Raw genomic sequence first — 17,227 nt, 5'->3', positions numbered from 1 at the left:
CCGGTGAGCCGGGGAGTTTTCAAGACACAAAAAAGGCCGGGCGTCTGCCCGGCCTCGCGCGCTCAGCGAAGATTACTTCTTCGCCGCCTGGATATACAGCATCTCCAGCGCCAGGGTCGCCGCCGCCAGGGCGGTGATCTCCGACTGATCGTAGGCCGGCGCGACTTCCACCACGTCCATGCCGACGATGTCCAGATCCTGCAGACCACGCACCAGCTTCAGGGCGCGATCGGAGGTCAGGCCGCCGATCACCGGCGTACCGGTGCCCGGCGCGTGGGCCGGATCCAGGCAATCGATGTCAAAGGTCAGATAGACCGGCATATCGCCGACGATACGCTTCACCTCGGCCAGCACATCCTCTACGCTGCGATCGTTCACCTGGGCCGCGTCCAGCACGGTAAAGCCGTTGTCACGATCGTACTCGGTGCGAATACCGATCTGCACCGAATGCTGCGGATCGATCAGCCCCTCGTTCGGCGCATGGAAGAACATGGTGCCGTGATCGAACTTGCTGCCGTGCGCATAGGTATCGGTATGGGCGTCGAAGTGCACCAGCGCCATTTTGCCGAAGTGCTTGGCGTGAGCGCGCAGCAGCGGCAGGGTGATGAAATGGTCACCGCCAAAGGTCAGGCAGCGTTTCCCGCTGGCCAACAGACGCTCGGCGTGAGCCTGTAGGTTATCGCTCATCTCCTGGGCGTCGCCAAAGCTGAAGACCACGTCGCCGCAGTCCACCACCTTCAGGCGGTCGCGCATATCGAAGTTCCACGGCCAGCGCTTGCCTTCCCAGGCCAGGTTGGTCGAAACCTGACGGATCGCCGCCGGCCCGTGTCGGCCACCCGCGCGGCCGGAGGTCGCCATATCGAACGGCACCCCGGTGATCACCCAGTCGGCGTCGCCGTCATACGGCATGAAGTCCAGCGGCAGACGCAGGAAACCAAAGGCGTTGGATACCAGAGAGTTATCAGGCTTATGCCCCAGAGTACACATACTCACTCCTCCTATAAATCCCGTCGCCGCGCCGCGTATCGGCCAGGCTGACGGAGTCGCGATGAAAAAAAATCCCTCCCGCGTCGTTAACCCGACGAGGAAGGGATTATCAGTTCGTTTGGCAGTGCATTTCGCCGATTATGGCGACAACCCACCGCAACTGCAAGCCCAGAGGATCTCCCCGGCGACGCCGCGCCGCCGGGCACCGATCACTCCTCTTCCAGGTAGGTGTAACCGTACAGACCGGCCTCAAACTCTTCCAGGAACTGCGCCTGCAGCGCCTCGTCCAGATGGGCCGCGCGCACCTGATCGCGGAAGTGGGTCAACAGCACCTGCGGATCGAGCTGCACATACTCCAGCATCTCCGCCACGGAGTTGCCGTCGTAGGATTCGTCCACCTCGACGCTGCCGTCCTCGAACACATACACATCGACCGTGGCGGTGTCGCCGAACAGGTTATGCATGTTGCCCAGGATCTCCTGGTAGGCACCGATCATGAAGAAGCCCACCAGCGGCGGATCCTGCGGATCGTACTCCGGCATCGGCATGGTGGTCGCTACGCCATCGCCGTCGATGTAGTGATCGATGGTGCCGTCCGAATCGCAGGTGATATCCAGCAGCACGGCGCGGCGCGTCGGCACCTTATCCAGCCCGCTGAGGGGCAGCACCGGGAACAGCTGATCGATCCCCCAGGCGTCCGGCATCGACTGGAACAGGGAGAAGTTCACGTACAGTTTATCGGCCATCCGCTCCTGCAGCTCATCGATGATCGGACGATGGGCGCGGTTGCTGGGATCCAGCTGGGTCTGCAGCTGGCTGCAGATGGCCAGATACTGCTGTTCGGCCCAGGCGCGCTGGCTCAGGCTGAGGATCCCGTGGGCATACTGGCTGTGCACGTCGTGCAGATCGAGCTGGCTATCATGCAGCCACTCGCGCAGCGAACGGCGGCCGCTAGGCACCTGCATCTCCTCCCAGGTGGCCCACAGGCTCTGCAGCGCGCGCGGCGCATCGGCGGCCGGTGGCTGCGGCTGCGGCAGTTCGTTGCGCTCCACCCCGATGATATTGGAGACCAGCACCGTATGGTGCGCCGTCACCGCCCTGCCCGACTCGGTGATCACCGTCGGATGCGGCAGGCCGTGTTCGTTACAGGCGTCGCCTATGCCCCAGATCACGTTGTTGGCGTATTCGTTCAGGCCGTAGTTAACCGAGCAGTCGGACTGAGAGCGGGTCCCCTCATAGTCGACCCCCAGGCCGCCGCCGACGTCGAAGCACTGGATATTGACCCCCAGCTTATGCAGTTCGACGTAGAAACGCGCCGACTCGCGCACCCCGGTGGCGATATCGCGAATGTTGGCCATCTGCGATCCCAGGTGGAAGTGCAACAGCTGCAGGCTATCCAGGTGCCCGGCCTGACGCAGGGTCTCCACCAGCTGCAGGACCTGCACCGCCGCCAGGCCGAACTTGGACTTTTCACCGCCGCTGGACTGCCACTTACCAGAACCCTGGGAAGCCAGACGCGCACGCACGCCCAGGCGCGGCACCACGTCGAGACGCCTGGCCTCTTCCAGCACCACGTCTATCTCGCTCAGCTTCTCGATGACCAGATAGACCTTGTGACCCAGCTTTTCACCGATCAGCGCCAGCCGAATGTATTCACGATCCTTATAGCCGTTGCAGACGATCACGCTACGCGTCATACCGGCGTGCGCCAGTACCGCCATCAGCTCGGCCTTGGAGCCAGCCTCCAGCCCCAGCGGTTCGCCGGAGTTGACCAGCGACTCGATCACCCGCCGCTGCTGGTTGACCTTGATCGGATACACCAAGAAGTAATCCCCCTGGTAGCCGAACGAGGCGCGCGCCCGGCGGAAGGCGGCGTTGATCGAACGCAGACGATGCTGCAGGATCTGCGGAAAGCAGAATAGCGCCGGCAGGCGCTGCTGGCGATCGGCCTGGATCTGCAGCGCCAGCGCCGTCAGATCGACCCGCGCCTGCGGCACGTCGGGGTCCGGGCACACGGAGATGTGGCCCAGCTCATTCACATCGTAATAGTTGCCACCCCAGTAGGCGACGTTATAGGTGCTCAGCATCTTGCTGGCATTACTATCGCTCATCGCGACCTCCTGCATGGAACGCAAAGGGGAGCTGTCTGCCGAATCCTGCGGGTACTGTGCAATCAGATCAGACACGGGCAGCTCCTTTTCCGGCGTGGCCAACCGTTGCGCCAGCCACTATCGCAGCATCATCTGCATAGAACAACCCACACGCCGGGATTTTTGGCGTGACCACAAAGCTCAGCACCGGACATAATGCCGGGCCGATATCAGTATAAGAACAAAACACGTCGTTAACTCCGTGGGTCGGGGAACGTATTGGAATCGCCGATCCCCTATGAATAAACCCCTGCGGCCGGACGCCACAGGCTACCCTTGTTCAGTCATCAGATGCCGTAAACGGCGCAAGAATCCTGAGGTACACCCAAGCCGTCATCCCAAGGATGGGTAACATCGGGCAAATGCGAGAAAAGAGGATAAAAAGGAAGGAAGGCGCGTTGCACAAAACGCGTCGCAATGACGCAGTACGCCGCAGGGAGCGGCACGTTTTACCACAGCCTTAGCACGGATCATTACCTGAACCACCTCCATCGCTGCCATATCACACGGCAGATCTTCAAAGTTAACAGCATGATAAAACTGACAGTATGGCGCTGCCATACCCTCCTCGGCCGGAAGTGGGACACATAGCCGCCCCGAAACGCCCCGTTTTACGCCATCAGCGGTGGGGAAAACGGCAGCACGCAGGTTGAAGCGTTATGCACCGGTAAGCCGCGCGCCGTTTATACCGACAACGAGCTAAAAAAGCAAAATGAAATTGTATCCACCGCCTGCAATCGGATTACCGGACGTGCGGGGGACTCCCCTAGAGTGCGTTTCCGACAAAAAAGGAGTGGAAAAATCCCACCGCCTTGGCCTAGAATAGCCGTCCAGATGTTAATCCATCTATACTTTTTAACCGATAAACTGCTTAACGGCTTTGCCTGAGGGGCGTTGCAGGAAGCATCAGGCACCAGAGGTCCTCAGCGGATAACGATGAGGGTGCCCCTGATGGCTAACCCCAAACAGCACGCAGCGTCAGCGCTGTGCAGCGCAGTAGAATCAACCCGTCTTTTGAAGGTAAAGAACACATATGGCCAAACACCTTTTCACTTCCGAGTCCGTGTCTGAAGGACATCCGGATAAAATCGCCGACCAAATCTCCGACGCCGTACTGGATGCCATCCTCGAACAGGATCCGAAGGCGCGCGTAGCCTGTGAGACCTACGTCAAAACCGGCATGGTGCTGGTCGGCGGCGAAATCACCACCAACGCCTGGGTCGATATCGAAGAGCTGACCCGTAAAACCGTGGCCGACATCGGCTACGTCAGCTCCGACATGGGCTTTGACGCCAACTCCTGCGCCGTACTGAGCGCCATCGGCAAACAGTCCCCGGATATCAACCAGGGCGTCGACCGCTGCGATCCGCTGGAGCAGGGCGCCGGCGACCAGGGCATCATGTTCGGGTACGCCACCAACGAAACTGACGTACTGATGCCGGCACCGATCACCTACGCCCACCGTCTGATGGAGCGTCAGGCCCAGGTGCGCAAAAACGGTACCCTGCCGTGGCTGCGTCCGGATGCCAAGAGCCAGGTGACCTTCCAGTATGACGACGGCAAGATCGCCGGTATCGATGCCGTGGTGCTCTCGACCCAGCACGCCGACACCATCAGCCAGAAAGATCTGCAGGAAGCGGTGATGGAAGAGATCATCAAGCCGGTTCTGCCTGCCGAGTGGCTGTCCGCCAGCACCAAATACTTTATCAACCCGACCGGCCGCTTCGTTATCGGCGGCCCGATGGGCGACTGTGGCCTGACCGGCCGTAAGATCATCGTCGATACCTACGGCGGCGCTGCCCGTCACGGCGGCGGTGCGTTTTCCGGTAAGGATCCATCCAAGGTTGACCGCTCCGCCGCCTACGCCGCGCGCTATGTTGCCAAGAACATCGTCGCCGCCGGCCTGGCCGACCGCTGTGAGATCCAGGTCTCCTACGCCATCGGCGTGGCCGAGCCGACCTCGATCATGATAGAAACCTTCGGCACGGAGAAGGTCGATCAGGAACAGCTGACCCAGCTGGTTCGTGAGTTCTTCGATCTGCGTCCGTATGGCCTGATCCAGATGCTGGATCTGATCCAGCCGATCTATCGCCAGACGGCAGCCTACGGCCACTTTGGCCGTGAGCAGTTCCCGTGGGAAAAAACCGACAAAGCCGCGCTGCTGCGCGAGGCCGCCGGTCTGAAGTAACCGCGTATTACGCCTTCATAGAGCAGGTCTTACGGCCTGCTTTTTTTATCCCCGCGTGTCCCCCTCCCCGCACCGCGCATCCCTCTGCCGCTGACGCAGCACCAAAGTGAAAACGGTTACACAGTGCGATACAGCGCCATCGTTCGTCGGTGTCACTCAGCCTATCGCCAGGCTTAATTAGGCTTTCCATTGGCCAAAACAGGGGTAAAACCGCGAAATAACGTCGTGTTACAACATAAAAAAATCGAGTCATTAACAGTGCAGCTACGTGTATTGATGATGATTATTTATCCGGATGAATGTAAGCGATTACATTTGTGTGATCATGCGCACTTTATAGTCAGCGGGCAATTCTTACCATGGCGGCATCAGAGAAATGATCCTGTTTGGAGGCAGTATGAGTACTACCGTCAATACATCCGCCGTACCCCATGCCCGTTCCAACGCCGGCATGACGTTCTTTGTCTGCTTTCTGGCCGCGCTGGCGGGTCTACTGTTTGGTCTGGATATCGGGGTGATCGCCGGTGCACTGCCGTTTATTACCGATACCTTTAACATCACCAGCTCGCAGCAGGAATGGGTCGTCAGCTCGATGATGTTCGGGGCCGCCGTCGGCGCCGTTGGCAGCGGCTGGATGAACCACCGTATGGGGCGTAAATACAGCCTGATGATCGGGGCGATTCTGTTCGTCGTCGGCTCCCTGTGTTCCGCCTTCGCCCCTAACGTCGATATTCTGATCCTGTCGCGCATCCTGCTGGGGCTGGCCGTCGGCATCGCCTCCTACACTGCGCCGATCTACCTGTCCGAGATCGCCCCGGAGCGCATCCGCGGCAGCATGATCTCGATGTACCAGCTGATGATCACCATCGGGATCCTCGGCGCCTATCTGTCCGATACCGCCTTTAGCTATACCGGCTCCTGGCGCTGGATGCTGGGGGTGATCACCATCCCGGCCATCGTGCTGCTGCTGGGGGTCTTCTTCCTGCCGGACAGCCCACGCTGGCTGGCCTCCCGTAACCGCCACGAACAGGCGCGCCAGGTGCTGGAAAAGCTGCGCGACAGCAGCCAGCAGGCCCAGGATGAGCTGAACGATATTCGTGACAGTCTGAAGTTGAAGCAGAGCGGCTGGACGCTGTTCCTGCAGAACAGCAACTTTCGCCGGGCGGTCTATCTGGGGATCCTGCTGCAGGTCATGCAGCAGTTTACCGGGATGAACGTCATTATGTATTACGCGCCGAAAATCTTCGATCTGGCCGGCTTTGCCAGCACCGAACAGCAGATGTGGGGAACGGTGATCGTCGGTCTGGTCAACGTACTGGCCACCTTCATCGCCATCGGTCTGGTGGACCGCTGGGGCCGTAAGCCAACGCTGATCCTGGGCTTTATCGTCATGGCCGTCGGGATGGGCACCCTGGGCACCATGATGAACATCGGCATTACCTCCAGCGTAGTGCAGTACTTCGCCATCTTTATGCTGCTGCTGTTTATCGTCGGCTTCGCCATGAGCGCCGGCCCGCTGATCTGGGTGCTGTGCTCCGAAATCCAGCCGCTGAAAGGGCGCGACTTCGGCATCACCTGCTCCACCGCCACCAACTGGATCGCCAACATGATCGTCGGGGCAACCTTCCTGACCATGCTGAACAATCTGGGCAGCGCCCACACCTTCTGGGTCTACGCCGCCCTGAACCTGATCTTCATCTTCATTACCCTGGCGCTGATCCCGGAGACCAAGAATATCTCCCTGGAGCACATCGAGCGTAATCTGATGGCCGGCAAATCGCTGCGCAACATTGGCTCGCGCTAAACACATCGCCCCACGCTACCGCATGGCGCCTGCCATGCGGTTTTTTTATCCGCGCCGAGGCGATGAGACCCCCTTCACTCCCCGGCGATCTGCATGCTGTCCAGCAGCACCGAGCCGCACTGAATGTTGCTGCGCGTTTCAATATCGTCGCCGATGGTGACCATGTTGGCCCACATGTCGCGCAGATTGCCAGCGATGGTAACCTCGCTCACCGGGTACTGGATCTCGCCGTTCTCCACCCAGAAACCGGATGCGCCGCGCGAATAGTCGCCGGTCACCGCGCTCACCCCCTGCCCCATCAGCTCGGTGACCAGGAAGCCGCGCCCCATCTCGCGCAGCATCTGTTCAAATCCCAGCCCGCGGCCGGCGATACGCCAGTTATGAATACCGCCTGCGTGACCGGTGCTATGCAGCCCCAGCTTACGCGCCGAATAGCTGGTCAGCAGCCAGGTCTGCAGCACGCCGTCCTGTACAATACGGCGCGGCGTGGTGCGTACCCCTTCGCTGTCGAACGGGGTCGACGCCAGACCGCGCAGCAGGTGCGGCTGCTCATCAATGGTCAGCCAGGAGGGCAGGATCTGCTGGCCCAGGCTATCGAGTAAAAAGGTGGACTTGCGGTACACGCTGCTGCCGCTAATCGCCCCGACCAGATGGCCGAACAGCCCGGTGGCGGCCTCTGCGGCAAACATCACCGGCGCCTGCATGGTGGGCAGACGACGCGGTGCCAGGCGCGCCAGCGTTCGGCGGGCGCACTCCTCGCCGACCCAGCGCGCGGAGCGCAGGTCATCCATATCGCGGGAGATGGTATAGGCGTAATCGCGCTCCATGTCGCCGTCCTGCTCGGCAATCACGCAGCTGGACAGGGAGTGGCGGCTGGAGCAGTAGCTCTGCAGCATGCCGTGGCTGTTGCCGAAGACACGGATGCCATAGTGGCTGTTGAAGCTACCGCCCTCGGTATTGCTGATTCGCGCATCGGCGCTCAGGGCCGCCTGCTCGGCCTCTGCCGCCAGCGCAATCGCCTGCTCAGCGTTCAGCTCCGCCGGGTGAAACAGATCCAGATCCGGCGCCTCAAACGCCAGCAGATCGCACGGCGCCGGCCCGGCGCAGGGGTCAGGAGAGGTGTAGCGCGCAATATCCAACGCCGCCTGCACCGTACGCGCGATGGCCTGCGGGCTGAGATCGGTCGAGGAGGCGCTGCCTTTACACTGCTGATGGTAGACGGTGATCCCTAGCGCGCCGTCGCTGTTAAACTCGACGTTCTCGACCTCACCAAAGCGGGTGCTGACGCTGATGCCGGTGGTCCGGGTCACCGCCACCTCTGCCGCATCCGCTCCGGCCTGCGCCAGCGTCAGCGCCTGCGCCACGGCCTCTTCCAGCGCCTTGCGCTGCTCTGCTACCTGATTGATGACTTTCATTAATCCGCCATGATTGCAAAACGGTTAAACCGGACGACACCGCGCCGTCGGCTATGACAACAGGCCGCAGCCTGAGTAATACAGGGCCGTATCTCCCGCGGACAGCCGGCAGCGGTACAGGCCGGCGCGATCGCCGACAACCGCCCAGGGACAACGGCGCCCAATGAGGGAACAGCAGCTATGAGTGTAACAGGAAGCGCAGCGAATTTCGTTGCCAGCGCATGTCCCGGCGCAGACCCGCCGCGGTGCGGGTGCCGTGCCGCAGGCGCAGCGCGACCCAGCGAAGGGATGAGATAAGAAAAAGACGGGACGCGCGGCGCCGCCGCAAATAACGGCGCGACCGCCATGCCCCGCGCTGACGGGGAGCATCATGACGGTCGGAGAATTTATTTGATCAGGAAATCATCCAGGGATTTACCGGCGTCGACTTCACTCTTGATCATTTTCGGCATGCGGCCCTGGCCGGTCCACTGCTTAATTTCGCCGTTCTCATCCAGATATTCATATTTAGCCGGACGCGGCGCACGCTTAGCTTTACGCTCGGTGACCTTTTCCATCTCCAGTAAATCATCCAGAGAGATCCCTTCGGCCATCAGCATTTCGCGGTAGGACTTCAGCTTCTCTTCACGCTCGCGGCGGCTGCTCTCAGCCTGCTCGATCTCTTCACGGCGCTCGCTTACCACGGCGCGCAGCTTATCCAGCATATCTTCCAGAACGGTAATCTGGGTTTCGCGTGCATAGGCACGCAGCGTACGAATATTATTCAGTGACTTCAACAAATCTGACATAACTAACCTATATTAATTTAGACCGCGGCATTATAATTATATTGTCTTTCGAGTAAAAACCTATGACAAATTAATTTTCCCTGACCGACGTTCCGTGTTCGGTCCCACTTTCCGCCACCGTTAACAGATCAAAAAAGACGATTTAGCAAAATATTATATATCCCCCATCAGATCACAATCCGCCAATTAAATATTAATATGTATTATTAATCAGAGTATTAATTTCAGCGCACTGCGCCGATCCGCCGTCACCGTCGCGCGACAGACCAGGCGTAACGCGCTATTTTCCGGCGCTACAGCGCGGCGCGTGGGGGCGATGGCGATGGCGAACATTCCCTGCCGTAAAACGGGCGCCGGGTATATACTTCTGCACGGGAAACCGTCTTACGGGTCATCCATCGACCGCGGCGTCGGCGCGGGCCGATAATTGCGCGACACGCACGCGTACACCTGTTAGGATGTGCGCCATTCTTTAAGGAAACTGCCATGCACAAACATCCAGACGAAGAGTGGCTGGACGAGATCCCAGGCCAACAAGAGAACGAAGATGATGATGAAATCATCTGGGTCAGCAAAAGCGAAATCAAACGCGATGCCGAAGCCCTGAAAGCCCTGGGGGCCGAACTGGTAGACCTCGGGAAAAATGCGCTGGACCGCATCCCGCTGGATGAAGATCTGCGCGCCGCAATTGAGCTAGCGCAGCGCATCAAGAAAGAGGGGCGTCGTCGCCAGCTGCAGCTGATCGGTAAACTGCTGCGCCAGCGCGATCCCGAGCCGATCCAGACGGCGCTGGATAAGCTGAAAAACCGCCACAATCAGCAGGTTGCTCTGTTCCATAAGCTAGAACAGCTGCGCGACCGTCTGATCAACGATGGCGATGAGACGATCACCGAGGTTCTCAACCTCTATCCCCACGCCGACCGCCAGCAGCTGCGTGCCCTGATCCGCAACGCCAAAAAAGAGCGGGACGGTAACAAGCCCCCCAAATCCGCACGTCAGATTTTCCAATATCTGCGCACGCTGGCAGAAACAAACGACTGATACAACGCGCCTGCCGGCCGCTTGGCCGGTAGCGCCGTTTCCCCGCGCATTAGGCCGCTCTATCGTAGGTATTAAAGCGCAACTCGCCCTCCAGCTCCTCTTCGGCGTCCTCAAACAGCAGCACCAGCGCTGCAAAGCGTCGCCTTTTCGCGGCGTCGAAGTTGACGAACGTAATCTCCAGCGGCATCCCGATATCGCCGGTCAGCGCATCCCACAGCGCATCAAGGTTGTTGCCAAACCTCGGCGCCAGCGTAAAGGCCCGGGAAAACTGGCGATAGAACGCCGCTAAATCGGCTATCTGGTTAAAATCAAACTGGACTTTTTGCATGGCGATCACTCCATACGGGTAAAGTGTCGATAGTGATCACGGGTGACATAAATCAGACCGTCGTTAGAGTACAGTACACGATCCGCCTGACGACGGCCACAGCGATAGTTTATATCGGCCTCACGCCAGATCCGGTGCGCCTGCTGCGGCAGACGCCCCTCGCGGTTGGCGAAACGATCGCCGCCGATGGCCCGCCCCGGCACCGCCTGGCACAGGTTGCCGCGTGCGGGATCCCAGCCCGCCGCCCGCGCCTGGCGCTTGGTAATATAGTAGTCAGGCAGCCGCTGGTTCGCCTGGAGATAGGCCACCACCCGCGCCTGACGCGTCAGCTGCTCGATCGACGCTTCCGTCTGTCGCGCCTGTTCATCGCTGGCCCCGCGCACATGGTGCTGCGCCAGCGCCGCACCGCCCGCGATCATGACACTCAGGGCCAGGATCAGGCCAAAGAAACCTCTGCTCCGTCCGTTCATCGTTACTGAGAGACCACTCCTGCACTGCGACGGCAACGCGACCGTCTCTGTCTGCCGCCAACGGCGGCCCTATCCCTTTATCATAAACGCTGAGGCGGGAAAAACCAGCCGGGCGGCGCCGTCGGGAGGACAGGACTTAACGCTGGGCGCCGTTGCTGCGGATCACTTGCTGATACCAGTAGAAGCTGCGCTTCTTGCGCCGCGCCAGATCCCGCTGCCGATCGACATACACGAAGCCATACTGCTTCTGGTAACCGTTCAGCCACGAGAGCAGATCGATAAACGACCAGGGGTAGTAGCCGCGCACGTCGGCGCCCTCGGCGATAGCCTGCTCGACGGCGGCGATATGGTCGCGCAGGTAGTCGATACGGGGCTGATCGGCTATCTCAGCGTCGGTGATGGGATCTTTGGCCCCCAGTCCGTTCTCGGTGATATAGATGGGGATCGCGCCGTAGCGCCGACGAATGCGCGCAATCGCCTCCGTCAGCCCCTGCGGATAGATCTCCCAGTCCCAGTCGGAGTAGACGCCATCGGGGTTGCGTACGATCTTAAACAGCCCCTTAAACCCCATGCCGCCGCCGCTGCCCTTCTCTCCGCTGGTATTGAGATCAAAGCCCTGTATATCCTCATTGGCGGCGATCATCTCGCGTTTGTAGTAGTTCAGTCCGATAAAATCGACGGTGTTCTCCCGCAGCAACGCCGCATCGCCCGGGGCAAACTGCGGTACGCCAAACGCCTGCTGCGCCATCGCCAGCAGCTCCGCCGGATAGCGGCCCTTCAGTACCGGATCGAACAGCCAGTGGGTGTAGATCCCTTCGGCCAGCGCGCAGGCGCGCAGATCCTCAGGACGTTGACTGATGGGATCGTTCGGCTGCATCACGTTAACGAAGCCGATCTGCCCAGCCACGCCCATCTCGCGAAAACGCTTTACCGCCCGCGCGTTGGCCAGAAATACATGGTGACAGGCCTGAATGCCGATGCGCGGATCCTTCAGCCCCGGAGGATGCTGGCCGGTAAAGTACCCCATACCGATAAAGACGATGGTTTCGTTAAAGGTCGACCACAGATCGACCCGATCGCCGAAGCGGGCGTAACACAGACTGGCGTACTCCTCAAAGGCCTCTACGATGCGGCGATCGGCCCAGCCGCCGAAGCGATCCTGCAGCGCCTGCGGCAAATCCCAATGGTATAGCGTGATCATCGGACGGATATTATGCTGCAGCAGCGCATCGATAAGCTCGCTGTAAAAGCGCACGCCCGCCTCATTGACCCGCCCGGTTCCCTCCGGCAGCAGCCGCGACCACGAGAGTGAGAAGCGGTATGAGGTCATCCCCAGCTCGGCCATCAGGGCGACATCCTCACGAAAGCGGTGATAGTGGTCGGCCGCCACATCACCGTTGCTGCCCTGGTAGGTCGTGCCGGGCCGATGTGAGTAAACGTCCCACACGGAGCGCCCTTTGCCGTCGGCGTCATGCGCCCCTTCAACCTGATAGGCCGCCGTCGCCGCCCCCCACAAAAATCCCTCGGGAAATCCCATGACCGTAGCTCCTCGGCGTCACGCCATCGCTTACTCTGCGCCCCGCGGGCACCCCGCTCCGCAGTATAGACTGCGGCAAAAAGAGACTGCAACCGGTTTCAGAAACCGGTTGCAGTCTACGTGATCGCCGCCACACCGCAGAGAGCCGGCGCACCGGCCCCCTGTCGGCGATAGCCGCACGCGTATAACGCGGGACAGAGGTGGACGCGGAGGTAGACGTGGAGCTGGAGGTGAACGCGGATGTAAGCGCGAAGGTGGAAGTGGTCGTTCATCGTAGCAGAGACGCAGACTTTATACGCGGCGCGCAGGCGACGGAGCGGGGGGATGACGCGGGGCAGAAAGGCGAAAGCAGAGGGGGGAGAGCCTCTCTGCTTTCTGAACCCGATCTGTCAGAATCGGGAGTCGTTCAGCGGGATTTTAGCCGAATCCTGCGAACCGGTTCATTATCTCACAGGCAACCGACGGCGCAATTCTCCGCGCGACTAAATCTGCTTTTTGTGAGCTGTCAGACCAGATAATTCGGTGATAACGAAGCCCCCCGCTGGTTTTGCTGAAACATCCCGTCAGGCCGCGCCACACGGGCATAATACTGCCCGTTTCCCCCTCCGCCCGACCGATAGCTTCCCGCCGATTTCAGTGCCGTATCATTTTCTGCCCCTCGGCGTTATAGGGCGCTAGGACGTATCCCGTAACGGTGCGTGGCGTTGACGCCGAGCACTGTTGATCCGCCTGGTCAGCGTTGATCCGGCCTGCGGTAAAACGGCGGTGTACGGCTATCCGATCGATGCCGCGGCAGATGCTAAGCGCAGTGACGCCGGGATCGGCGATATCGTAGCGACCGATACCCAGCGTATCCTGCTGGTAGAACACGACGACGCCATGCCCCCCGAGGCAGTCGACCAGGCTCACGCCAGCGACCTGAGCACATTTGACCGGCCGGCCGCGAACCTGGCACAGCGTGGCATAACGCTCGCGGACACACGCCGGCGGCTGACCTGCGTAAGCTGGGCTGGCAACAGAAGAAAGCCGCGTGGCTGGCGCGCATCGACAGCACAACGCTGGCGCTGACCAACGATAGCAACGTCGGCGTGAAGAGCGTACTGCCGCGCGCGCAGCAGGATAAACACGGAAAGGCTACCGGATTACCCCATAGGGTAAGCTGACGCTGGATGGGATCGCGCAGGGCATCGGCATCGCACCGTTAAAAAACCGGATGCCGGCAGCGCGCGTTGGAGGGGAACGCTAACGGCGCCGCGCTCTTGATGTCAGCGCAGACCGGGCGCGGTAATGAAAAATCCCCCGCGGTTCACTAAAAACGCGGGGGATTGATACCCGACGGCGGGTGGAAAAATGCGAAAAGGCAGAGATAAACTCTGCCTTCCGGGTTGTGACTCCGCTTACATCAGGCCGAACAGCTGCGGCACAAACAGGGAGATCTGCGGGATATAGGTGATCATCATCAGCGCAACGATCAGCGCCAGGTAGAAGGGCAGCAGCGGCTTAATCAGCTGCTGGATCTTCACGCCGGAGATAGAGCAGCCGACGAACAGCGCGCTACCGACCGGCGGCGTCAGCAGGCCGATACACAGGTTGGCGACCATCATGATCCCGAAGTGTACCGGATCCATCCCCAGCTCCTGTGCGATCGGCAGGAAGATCGGGGTAAAGATCAGGACCGCCGGGGTCATATCCATAAAGATACCGACGATCAGCAGCACAATGTTGATCAGCAGCAGGATGACGATCGGATTTTCCGAAATCCCCATCAGCGCATCGCTGATCATGTAAGGGATATCCGCGTTGGTCATCGCCCAGGACATGCCGACGGAGAAGCCAATCAGCAGCAGTACGATGGAGGTCGTCACCACCGACTCCAGGATCAGCCGCGGCAAATCACGCCACTTCACTTCGCGATAAATCAGCACCGACAGCACAAAGGTGTACACCACGGCGATCGCCGAGGCTTCGGTCGCGGTAAAGACACCACCGAGGATCCCGCCCATCACGATGAATACCAGCAGCAAGCTGGGCCAGGCATCCCAGAAAGCTTTACCTGCCTGACGCAGGGTCGGACGCGCGCTGACCGGATAGTTACGCGCCTTGGCGATAAAGGCGCACACCACCATGATCGACAGCCCCATCAGGATCCCCGGCAGATAGCCGGCCAGGAACAGCGACGCCACCGACACGCCGCCGGCGGTCAGGGAGAAGACGATCAGCACGTTGGACGGCGGAATCAACAGCCCGGTGATACAGGACGACACGTTCACCGCCGTACAGAAGGCCGGATCATAGCCTTCGCGGGTCTGGATCGGGTGCAGGGTCCCCCCACCGCCGCCGCCGCCGCCACCGCCGAGCCGGAGATGGAGCCGAACATCATGTTGGCCAGCACGTTAACGTGCCCCAGGGAGCCGGGCACACGTCCTACCATCACCTGTGCCAGGTTGATCAATCGAATGGCGATACCGCCGCTGTTCATCAGGGTGCCGGCAAAGATAAAGAACGGTATTGCCAGCAGCGCAAAGTTATCCAGCCCGTTGGCCAGACGCTGCGCGACGGTAATGGTAGCGATCTCCCACGGAAACATCAGCAGCATGGAGGCAAAGGTGGCGATACCGATAGAGAATGAAATCGGCACACCGACAAACACCAGAAAGAAGAAGCTGCCAAACAGGGTCAGGGCGATATAGCTCTCCATCAGTTATTCACTCCTTGCGGGATGGCCAGTTTCTTCATTCCACTGATCACAAAGTACAGACTATAAAAAATGATGATGGCGCCGCTCAGCGGCAGAATAAAATAGACATACCCCATCGGGATCTGCATCGCCGCCGACAGCTGCGCCGTCTCCAGGGTCTTTTCGATCAGCATTCGCCCCCCAACGATCATTACCAGGAACGAGAACACCATCACCAGCAGATTGACCAGCACGCTCAGCGCGGCCTGGGTACGGGCACTGACCGACATTGCCAGCAGATCAATAGACAGATGGCGCTGGGCGCCCACGGTATAGGCGGCACCCAGCAGGCCGACCCAAATCATCAGAAAACGCGCCAGTTCATCAGTCAGGGTACTGGGCTGACTGAGCACATAACGGCTGAATACCTGCCAGACGACGCAGGCCACCAGCGCCACCATCACCACCACCGCAAACGAGGCGATACTGCGGTCGACGATTTTTTTGATCCGATCGAGAATCATACGGTCTATCCAAATAGCGGGATGAAACGGCGCGGGCGTATCTCTCGCCCGCGCATAACGGCGTTACTGCGCGGCGGCTTCGAACTTGTCCAGCAGCGCGGCCTGCTGCGGATCCTTGCGGAACTCGTCATACAGCGGCTGTACGGCGGCACGGAACGGTGCCTTGTCTACGGTTACGATGCTGGCACCCATCGCTTTGGCCTGCGCGCGGGACTCGGCATCGACCTGATCCCACAGCTTCTGCTGGTAGACTTCAGAATTGCGGGCGGCTTTGGTCAGGATGGCCTGCTGCTCCGGGGTCAGCTTCTCCCAGGTTTTGGTGGCGATGACCAGGTAGTCCGGAATCGAGGCGTGCTCATCTTCAGACAGGACGTTGGCGATTTCAATGTGGCGGGTCTGCACCCAGGAAGGTATGTTGTTCTCCGCGCCATCCACCACGCCCTGCTGCATGGCGGTATACACCTCGCCGAAGGAGATTGGCGTCGGAGAGCCGCCCATCAGCTCCACCATCTTGATGGTGGTCGGGCTGGCCTGAACGCGGATTTTCATCCCTTTCAGATCGGCGGGCGAGGTGATCGGCTTCTTGGCATAGAAGCTGCGGGTACCGGCGACGTAGGCGGACATGGCGAAGAAGCCCTTATCCTTGGTGGAATCCATAATCTCTTTGCCGACCGGACCATAGACGACGTTATTAAAGTGCTGCTGATCCTTAAACAGGTACGGCATATTATAAATGGCGTAGACGTTATCGAATGATTCCAGATCGCTACCGGAGCCTTTGGTCATATCCAGCGCGCCGTTCTGCAACAGCTCGAGGGTTTCGCGGGCGCTGCCCATCTGGCTGCTGGGGTAAATACGGATACGCATATTGCCGTTAGAAAGTTGTTGTACCTCTTTCGCCATCTGCTCGAAGGCTTGGTGCACAACGTGGCTGCGCTCAAGGTTATGAGCCAGTTTCAGCGTGACTTTCTCTGCTGCCTGTGCGCCGCCAGCGATCAGAGAAAGCACGGCTGCACAGAGGATATGACGGGAAAAAGTTTTCAGTTTCATATGGCAAGGCTCCCTGATATTGGTTGAATATATGTTACTTTTGGTCTGAACAAATAAGTAATTACGCCAATTTCTGTATGACATCTTATTTTAGCTATCGGATAAGTAGGCAGTGCATGCCTCACATTTTCGGTAATTCTCTTATCAGAGACACAATTCTGCGCCTTCGATCACCAAATAATTCGAATTGAGCAGCTTAATTACATCGTAAATACCGATGATTTAATCTCCATATTTATCATTCAAATTATTTTCCCTACATGTATGT

The 17,227-nt window shown here is 59.6% G+C and carries 13 protein-coding genes and 1 pseudogene; 3 read left to right on the top strand and 11 right to left on the bottom strand.

What is annotated here, in order from left to right; genetic code table 11:
• Positions 1–72: 72 nt before the first annotated feature.
• Entirely contained in the window at positions 73–987 is a 915-nt protein-coding gene (speB, locus tag QY76_RS05515) for an agmatinase (protein WP_034164719.1), read from the bottom strand.
• A gap of 209 nt (positions 988–1,196) precedes the next feature.
• On the bottom strand, positions 1,197–3,113 hold the full coding sequence (speA, locus tag QY76_RS05510; protein WP_225865210.1) for a biosynthetic arginine decarboxylase: 1,917 nt from the start codon (positions 3,111–3,113) through the stop codon (positions 1,197–1,199).
• Between the two features lie 1,057 nt (positions 3,114–4,170).
• On the opposite strand from speA, the gene metK reads away from it, so the two are divergent.
• On the top strand, positions 4,171–5,325 hold the full coding sequence (gene metK / locus QY76_RS05505; protein ID WP_012849786.1) for a methionine adenosyltransferase: 1,155 nt from the start codon (positions 4,171–4,173) through the stop codon (positions 5,323–5,325).
• A 397-nt stretch (positions 5,326–5,722) separates the two neighbouring features.
• Positions 5,723–7,129 carry a sugar porter family MFS transporter gene (locus QY76_RS05500; RefSeq protein ID WP_034164748.1) on the top strand — a complete coding sequence of 469 codons (1,407 nt, stop codon included), beginning with the start codon at positions 5,723–5,725 and terminating at the stop codon, positions 7,127–7,129.
• Positions 7,130–7,203: 74 nt separating this feature from the next.
• Here QY76_RS05500 and pmbA read toward each other — a convergent pair whose 3' ends face one another.
• Together pmbA and QY76_RS05490 are read right to left on the bottom strand one after the other, a co-directional pair.
• A complete protein-coding gene (gene pmbA / locus QY76_RS05495; protein WP_034164721.1) occupies positions 7,204–8,544 on the bottom strand; it encodes a metalloprotease PmbA in 1,341 nt (446 codons plus the stop codon).
• Between the two features lie 386 nt (positions 8,545–8,930).
• Positions 8,931–9,332 carry an H-NS family nucleoid-associated regulatory protein gene (locus tag QY76_RS05490; protein ID WP_034164722.1) on the bottom strand — a complete coding sequence of 134 codons (402 nt, stop codon included), beginning with the start codon at positions 9,330–9,332 and terminating at the stop codon, positions 8,931–8,933.
• Positions 9,333–9,818: 486 nt separating this feature from the next.
• Between QY76_RS05490 and yjgA the strand changes: the two genes are divergently transcribed.
• On the top strand, positions 9,819–10,373 hold the full coding sequence (gene yjgA / locus QY76_RS05485; RefSeq protein WP_012849792.1) for a ribosome biogenesis factor YjgA: 555 nt from the start codon (positions 9,819–9,821) through the stop codon (positions 10,371–10,373).
• 49 nt (positions 10,374–10,422) lie between these two features.
• On the opposite strand, the gene QY76_RS05480 is transcribed toward yjgA, so the two are convergent.
• The 7 genes and pseudogenes from QY76_RS05480 to QY76_RS05445 all read right to left on the bottom strand — a co-directional run bounded on the left by QY76_RS05480 (position 10,423) and on the right by QY76_RS05445 (position 16,959).
• A complete protein-coding gene (locus tag QY76_RS05480; protein WP_034164724.1) occupies positions 10,423–10,701 on the bottom strand; it encodes a barstar family protein in 279 nt (92 codons plus the stop codon).
• A 5-nt stretch (positions 10,702–10,706) separates the two neighbouring features.
• Positions 10,707–11,171 carry a ribonuclease domain-containing protein gene (locus QY76_RS05475; protein WP_034164725.1) on the bottom strand — a complete coding sequence of 155 codons (465 nt, stop codon included), beginning with the start codon at positions 11,169–11,171 and terminating at the stop codon, positions 10,707–10,709.
• Between the two features lie 136 nt (positions 11,172–11,307).
• Complete coding sequence (locus QY76_RS05470; protein ID WP_045426698.1) at positions 11,308–12,708, bottom strand: GH1 family beta-glucosidase; 1,401 nt, start codon at positions 12,706–12,708, stop codon at positions 11,308–11,310.
• A 633-nt stretch (positions 12,709–13,341) separates the two neighbouring features.
• Positions 13,342–13,617 (bottom strand): hypothetical protein, encoded by a 276-nt coding sequence (locus QY76_RS18650; protein WP_144242797.1) that lies wholly within the window; start codon positions 13,615–13,617, stop codon positions 13,342–13,344.
• Positions 13,618–14,105: 488 nt separating this feature from the next.
• A pseudogene (locus tag QY76_RS05455) lies at positions 14,106–15,406 on the bottom strand (TRAP transporter large permease).
• Positions 15,406–15,909 (bottom strand): TRAP transporter small permease, encoded by a 504-nt coding sequence (locus QY76_RS05450; RefSeq protein ID WP_034164728.1) that lies wholly within the window; start codon positions 15,907–15,909, stop codon positions 15,406–15,408. The pseudogene QY76_RS05455 and the gene QY76_RS05450 overlap by 1 nt, the downstream one beginning before the upstream one ends.
• Before the next feature lie 63 nt (positions 15,910–15,972).
• A complete protein-coding gene (locus tag QY76_RS05445; RefSeq protein WP_034164729.1) occupies positions 15,973–16,959 on the bottom strand; it encodes a TRAP transporter substrate-binding protein in 987 nt (328 codons plus the stop codon).
• Positions 16,960–17,227: the final 268 nt, after the last annotated feature.

This window comes from Edwardsiella sp. EA181011 (assembly GCF_000800725.1).
Lineage (GTDB): Bacteria > Pseudomonadota > Gammaproteobacteria > Enterobacterales > Enterobacteriaceae > Edwardsiella > Edwardsiella anguillarum.
This window is presented reverse-complemented; position numbering and strand designations above follow the sequence as displayed.

Bases quoted from the DNA above. Each gene is read 5' to 3' on its own strand.
- speA (WP_225865210.1), bottom strand. From the start codon at position 3,113: ATGCAGGAGGTCGCGATGAGCGATAGTAATGCCAGCAAGATGCTGAGC.
- QY76_RS05445 (WP_034164729.1), bottom strand. From the start codon at position 16,959: ATGAAACTGAAAACTTTTTCCCGTCATATCCTCTGTGCAGCCGTGCTT.
- QY76_RS05480 (WP_034164724.1), bottom strand. From the start codon at position 10,701: ATGCAAAAAGTCCAGTTTGATTTTAACCAGATAGCCGATTTAGCGGCG.
- QY76_RS05470 (WP_045426698.1), bottom strand. From the start codon at position 12,708: ATGGGATTTCCCGAGGGATTTTTGTGGGGGGCGGCGACGGCGGCCTAT.
- pmbA (WP_034164721.1), bottom strand. From the start codon at position 8,544: ATGAAAGTCATCAATCAGGTAGCAGAGCAGCGCAAGGCGCTGGAAGAG.
- speB (WP_034164719.1), bottom strand. From the start codon at position 987: ATGTGTACTCTGGGGCATAAGCCTGATAACTCTCTGGTATCCAACGCC.
- yjgA (WP_012849792.1), top strand. From the start codon at position 9,819: ATGCACAAACATCCAGACGAAGAGTGGCTGGACGAGATCCCAGGCCAA.
- QY76_RS05450 (WP_034164728.1), bottom strand. From the start codon at position 15,909: ATGATTCTCGATCGGATCAAAAAAATCGTCGACCGCAGTATCGCCTCG.
- QY76_RS05475 (WP_034164725.1), bottom strand. From the start codon at position 11,171: ATGAACGGACGGAGCAGAGGTTTCTTTGGCCTGATCCTGGCCCTGAGT.
- QY76_RS05500 (WP_034164748.1), top strand. From the start codon at position 5,723: ATGAGTACTACCGTCAATACATCCGCCGTACCCCATGCCCGTTCCAAC.
- QY76_RS05490 (WP_034164722.1), bottom strand. From the start codon at position 9,332: ATGTCAGATTTGTTGAAGTCACTGAATAATATTCGTACGCTGCGTGCC.
- metK (WP_012849786.1), top strand. From the start codon at position 4,171: ATGGCCAAACACCTTTTCACTTCCGAGTCCGTGTCTGAAGGACATCCG.